General features: G+C 71.8%; 5 protein-coding genes and 1 pseudogene. 1 reads left to right on the forward strand and 5 read right to left on the reverse strand.

The annotated features are described in order from the left end of the window. Window positions 1–200, reverse strand: a pseudogene (locus JNL41_RS04375) (c-type cytochrome biogenesis protein CcmI); the annotation flags it as partial. A 98-nt stretch (window positions 201–298) separates the two neighbouring features. Here JNL41_RS04375 and JNL41_RS04380 point away from each other — a divergent pair. Then, window positions 299–1,381 (forward strand): medium chain dehydrogenase/reductase family protein, encoded by a 1,083-nt coding sequence (locus tag JNL41_RS04380; RefSeq protein WP_293473054.1) that lies wholly within the window; start codon window positions 299–301, stop codon window positions 1,379–1,381. On the opposite strand, the gene JNL41_RS04385 is transcribed toward JNL41_RS04380, so the two are convergent. The 4 genes from JNL41_RS04385 to JNL41_RS04400 form a co-directional block, all read right to left on the reverse strand. Beyond that, on the reverse strand, window positions 1,378–2,754 hold the full coding sequence (locus tag JNL41_RS04385; protein ID WP_293473055.1) for a hypothetical protein: 1,377 nt from the start codon (window positions 2,752–2,754) through the stop codon (window positions 1,378–1,380). The two genes, JNL41_RS04380 and JNL41_RS04385, sit on opposite strands and share 4 nt — an antisense overlap. Window positions 2,755–2,833: 79 nt before the next feature. Then, window positions 2,834–4,237, reverse strand: coding sequence for a sensor histidine kinase (locus JNL41_RS04390; protein WP_293473056.1), 1,404 nt, complete (start codon window positions 4,235–4,237; stop codon window positions 2,834–2,836). Continuing rightward, complete coding sequence (locus tag JNL41_RS04395; RefSeq protein ID WP_293473057.1) at window positions 4,234–4,926, reverse strand: response regulator transcription factor; 693 nt, start codon at window positions 4,924–4,926, stop codon at window positions 4,234–4,236. The genes JNL41_RS04390 and JNL41_RS04395 overlap by 4 nt, the downstream gene beginning before the upstream one ends. A 42-nt stretch (window positions 4,927–4,968) precedes the next feature. Beyond that, window positions 4,969–5,289 carry a hypothetical protein gene (locus JNL41_RS04400; protein ID WP_293473058.1) on the reverse strand — a complete coding sequence of 107 codons (321 nt, stop codon included), beginning with the start codon at window positions 5,287–5,289 and terminating at the stop codon, window positions 4,969–4,971. Window positions 5,290–5,372: the final 83 nt, after the last annotated feature.

Below are 5,372 nucleotides of genomic sequence, written 5' to 3' on the forward strand. Positions count from 1 at the left end.
TCGGCCTCCGCGCCCTTGCGCTCGGCCTCGCCCATCAGGCCGCGCTCGACCAGGTCGCCGATCTCGCTGAGCTGGCGCCTGTAGAGCATGGGGGCCGGGTCGGCGACCGTCGCCTCGCCGGCGGCGCCCGCGGCGCGCATCAGGATCAGGCCCGCCGCAGCGGCGGCAAGCCCCCCGGCCACGGCCCAGAACAACAACATGGCTGCGCATGTAGCCGAAAGCGCGGACCCGCGCGAGCGGTCTCGCCGCCGCACCGCCCGCAAGGCTACGATGCGGCTTCCATTTGCGCGAGGTCCCGATGAAAGCCGCCGTCCTGAACGCCTTCGGCTCGCCGCTCGACATTCAGACCCTCCCCGATCCCCTGCCGGGCGCCGGCTCCGTGATCGTCGACATCGTGGCGGCGGGCGTCACCAGCTACGCCGCCAACGTCTTCAACGGCTCGCGCAATTACCAGTTGGATCCGCCGGTGGCGCCGGGCGCCGGCGGCATCGGCCGCGTGCGCGCCACCGGACCGGACTCGACGCGGCTGCGGCTGGGCGAATGGGTCTACTGCGAGCCCACGATCCGCTCGCGGGACGCGCTCACCGACCCGGACACCATCCTCCAGGGCTGGACCTACCGCACCCCCGCCGCGCGGCCGCTGCATGCGTTCTACCATCACGGCTCGTTCGCCGAGCAGATGCTGCTTCCGACCGAGAACGCGACCCCGCTCGGCGACATCCGTCCCGACGAGGCCGGCCGCTGGACCGCGCTCGGCCGCCTGCTCGTGCCCTACGGCGGCCTGTTGGCCGGCGATCTCCAGGCTGGAGAGACCGTGGTGGTGAGCGGGGCCAGCGGCGGCTTCGGCGGCGCCGGCGTGGCGGTGGCGCTGGCGATGGGAGCCGGCCGCGTCGTGGCGACGGGCCGCAACCTCGCGGCGCTGGAGGACATCGCCGCCCGGCTGGGGCCGCGCGTGCGCCCGGTGCGGATGGCCGGCGACGAGGCCGCCGACCGCGCCCGGATCGTCGAGGCGGCCGACGGGCCCGTCGACATGGTGCTGGACTTCCTGCCGCGCGAGGCGTCGGCGTCCCAGGTCATGGCCGCCGCGACCGCCGTGCGGCACGGCGGACGGATCGTGCTGATGGGCGGCCTGCGCGGCGCGGCGGGCGACCTGCCGCTCAACTACAACTGGCTGATGCACAACGACGTCACGGTGCGCGGCAAATGGATGTACGAGCGCGACGCCATCCCGCGCATGATCCGGCTCATCCGCGCCGGATTGGTCGACCTCGGCCAGTTCGAGATGGCGGAGTTCCCGCTGGACGAGGCCAACGCCGCCGTCGCCCATGCGGCGGCCAACGCCGGCCCGCGGCAGCTCACGGTCCTGCGGCCCGACCGCTAACCCACGTCGGCCAGCGGCGGCGGTTCCGCGCAATGGACGGCGTGGGCGCGTCGGCGGACGATCTCGGCGGCCTTGTCGCCGCGGATGTGCTGGTTGAAGCGGGCCGCGATGTCCAGGAAGGCCTGGGCGTTCTGCAGGCTTTCGCACTCGTCGTTGCGGATGAGGTCCAGCACCTCCTCCACGTAGTGGTCGAGGTGCTCGCCCAGCTTCTCGATGAGCTTGTTCCGCGTCGAGGAGAAGCCGCCGTAGTTGGCCGTCGAGCGCAGTTCGTCGGAGAACGACAGCAGCGTTATCGCACGGTTCACCAGCTTGTCCTGCGGCGGGTCGACCAGGCGCGGCACCGGCCGGCGCACGCGCTGCTGGCGCGGCGTGTGGGTCGGCAGCGCCTCGATCGCGGCCTTCTCGGCCTCGCGCAGGCGGCCCTCGACCACGCTGGCCAGGGTGGCGCGCTGCTTGAACACCCGCTGGCCCCAGCCCTGCTCGCGCTGCAGGTCGAGCGAGGTTTCCACCTCCAGGATCTGATGCACCGCCAGATCGGCGAGGCGCGCGGCCTCGGAGGCGGCCGCCGGCCCATCGTCGGCCTTCAGGGCGCCGATGGCGGAGAGCGAGGCGTCGATGTCGGCCAGCAGGTGCTCGCCAAAGCTCGAGAGTTCGGAGTCGCGCAGATAGCGCTCGGTCGGCTTGTCCATCACCGCGGAGATGACCCGCAGCACCATCCACGGCTGCGCCATCTGCGCGGCCAGCATCTCGAAGAAGCGCGGCCCGGAGTCCTCGGCGATGGCGACAGCGTCCTTGTAGGCCAGCCGCGCCGCCGCGCTGGTCTCGCCGCCCGGGTGGGCCAGCCACTCGGGCAGGCGCTGCGTCGCGCGGCGCACCACGGGGGCGATGTCCAGGCAGGACATGAACATCCCGCCGCCGTCCGGCCGGCCCTGGTCGCAGGCGGCGATGGCGGCGGCATAGTCCGGCGACCCGGCGGCGCGCAGGCCCGCCGTGGCCGCGGCCGACAGCTCGTCGAACAAGGCCATGATGGTGTGGATCGGCGCCTGCTCGTCGAGATCGCGCTGGACGTGCTCGATCGTCTCGCCGTGGGTGGCCCGGAGCGCCCGCCACACGTGCGCAAGCGCCTTCGACGGGAAGGTCAGCTTCCGCGTGTCGTCGCCGCCGCCGAGGCACATGGGGACCACCGGCTGCAGCACGATGTTGCGCAGCGTCCGCTCGCGCACCTCGGCTTCGACCAGCCGCCGGACGCCGCCGAGCGCGCTGTCCGACGCCGTCTCGGCCAGCGCGGCCTGGAGCCCGCCCACGACCTTGTCGGGCGCCGTCTCGACCAGCGAGCGGACGAAGGCGATCTTGCGCTCGTTCAGCGCAGCCATGGATTCCCTATGCCTCGACGAGAACGTCGTTTTGGGAATTTGCCGCTGCGGCAGTTAAGGCTTTACCAAAATCGGATATTTACGACTCCGCTCCCGGCAGGTCGACGATCACCGAAAGCCCGCCCAGGGGGGAATCGCCCAGCGTCAGCGAACCGCGGTACGCCCGCGCCAGCTCGTCGATGATCGAGAGCCCCAGGCCCGAACCCGGCGCGTTCTCGTCCAGCCGGGCGCCGCGGCGCACGACCTCCTCGCGCTGCTCCGGCGTCAGACCCGGCCCGTCGTCCTCCACGGTCAGGCGCATCCTCTCCGGACCCGAGGTCTCGGCGCGCACGCGGACCTTGCGGTTGCCGAACTTGCCGGCGTTCTCCATCGCGTTGCCGGCGATCTCCATGAAGTCCTGCCGCTCGCCCAGGAAGAACAGCTCGTCCGGCGCATCCCAGTCGATCTCGAAGCGCTTGGCGCGGAAGATCTTCTCCAGCGTGCGCGAGAGCTCGTCCAGCACCTCGGCCACCGAGGTGCGTTCGCCCTGGCCCTGGCTGCGTGCGGCGGCCCGCGCGCGGCGCAGGTGATGGTCGACCTGCTGGCGCATGACGTCGGCCTGGCGGCTCACCACCTCGGCCAGCGGGCCCGGCCGCTGGCCGGCCTCGGTCATCATCACCGAGATCGGCGTCTTCAGCGCATGCGCCAGGTTGCCGACATGGGTGCGCTGCCGCTCCACGGTCTCCTGGTTGTGCGCGACCAGGGCGTTGAGTTCGTCGGTGAGCGGCTTCAGCTCCGTGGGATAGACCGCCTCGAGTCGTTCGGCCTTGCCGCGCCGCACGTCGGCCACCTCCGTGCGCAGCCGGAAGACCGGCTCCAGACCCACCCGCACCTGCACGAAGACCGCCACGATGAGCCCGCCCGACAGCAGCGCGAAGAACACCGCCGTCGCCGTCAGGAAGTTCCGCACCTCCCGGTCGATCGGGCCCCGGTTCTCGGCGGCGATGAAGATCAGCGGCGCCTCGCGGCCTGGGATTGTCGTCCAGCGCGCCACGGCCCGGATCCGCTCGCCCGGCTGCGGCCCTCGTGCGTCGAAGGCGATCGGCCTGGACGGCTCCGCGCGCAGCCGCGACGGCAGATCGGCCGGCACGGCCAGCTCCGAGTCCCAGAGCGAGCGCGACGGCACCAGCGTCCGCACGCCGCCGCCCGCCTTGGGTTCGGTGATCGCCCAGTAGCGACCGGAATAGGCTCGAAGGGCCCGCAGGTCCGTCAGCGCCGGCGCCAGCACCTCCCCGCCCTCGACGGTCGAACCCGAGATCAGGTTGTCGATCAGGTCGGACAGGCCGGCGTCGAAGCGGCGCAGCGCCGCCTGCTGGAAGAGCAGCGCCAGCACCACGGCCGAGATCACCAGGGCCGCGAAGCTCCACCCCACCGCGAGCAGCACCAGCCGCCGGGCGAGCGAGGGCCGCCGAAGCCGCTCCAGCGTCCCGGCGAAGGGACTCACGTCTTGGCCGTCTCCGCATCGACCTCGTCGGCCGGGCAGATCAGGCGATAGCCCAGGCCGCGCACCGTCTCGATGCGGTCGGCGCCGATCTTCTTGCGCACGCGGCCGATGAACACCTCGATGGTGTTCGAGTCGCGGTCGAAGTCCTGATCGTACAGGTGCTCGACCAGCTCGGTGCGGCTGATGACCCGGCCCTGGTGCATCATCAGGTAGTGCAGCAGCCGGTATTCCAGCGAGGTGAGTCGCAGCGGCTCGCCGTTGACGCTGGCGCGCGCCGCCCGTGGATCAAGCCTGAGGCCCCCGCACGACAGGTTGGGCGTCGCATGGCCGGCCGAGCGGCGCAGCAGGGCGCGCAGCCGCGCTAGCAGCTCCTCGGTGTGGAAGGGCTTGGTCAGGTAGTCGTCGGCCCCCGCGTCGAAGCCGGCCACCTTCTCGCTCCACGCGCCGCGGGCGGTGAGGATCAGCACCGGCGTCGTCATGTTGTCGCGCCGCCACCGTTCCAGCACCGACACCCCGTCCACCTTGGGCAGGCCCAGGTCCAGGATCACGGCGTCATACGGCTCGGTCTCGCCCAGGAACTGGGCCTCCTCCCCGTCCGGCGCGTGGTCGACCGCATAGCCGGCGTCCGCCAGCGCCAGCTTCAACTGCCGCGACAGGTCCGGATCGTCTTCTACCAACAGGATGCGCACGTTCTTTCGCGTCCCTCTTCCGTTCGTCCGAGGCCCCCGCCTCTAGCCACCTTGCCGGGCGATGACCTGCCCGGTTTCCGCATCGACCACGAAGACGACCACTCGGCCGTTCTCCAGTTGCCATTGCACGAAATACGCCGGCCGGCCGCCGGCGTCGCCCATGGTCGTGTTCAGGTGGCGGCCGGGATAGCGCTGGGCAAGCATCGCCAGAACGCGCGAAAGCGGCGCCTGGCGCCCGCGGCCCTCGCGGGCCTGGTCCTGGTCGCGTCCGGCGCCCAGCACGGGACGGCCATCCTGCGCCTCCGCGACGACCGGCGTCGTCACGGCCGCGGCCAGCACGGCGAGGGCGAAGAGACGTTTCATGCGACCCTGACTACGCGCGCGGGACTGAACCCCCGCTGAACGCTGATCTAACCGGAGGTTAGGCTGAAGCCTAGCCGTCGGGC

Origin of the sequence: Phenylobacterium sp., from assembly GCF_016793285.1 — a bacterium.
Taxonomy (GTDB): Bacteria; Pseudomonadota; Alphaproteobacteria; order Caulobacterales; family Caulobacteraceae; genus Phenylobacterium.

What these genes read in the sequence shown, in the direction of transcription:
- JNL41_RS04400 (WP_293473058.1), bottom strand. Translation starts at nt 5,289, where the DNA reads ATGAAACGTCTCTTCGCCCTCGCCGTGCTGGCCGCGGCCGTGACGACG.
- JNL41_RS04380 (WP_293473054.1), top strand. Translation starts at nt 299, where the DNA reads ATGAAAGCCGCCGTCCTGAACGCCTTCGGCTCGCCGCTCGACATTCAG.
- JNL41_RS04385 (WP_293473055.1), bottom strand. Translation starts at nt 2,754, where the DNA reads ATGGCTGCGCTGAACGAGCGCAAGATCGCCTTCGTCCGCTCGCTGGTC.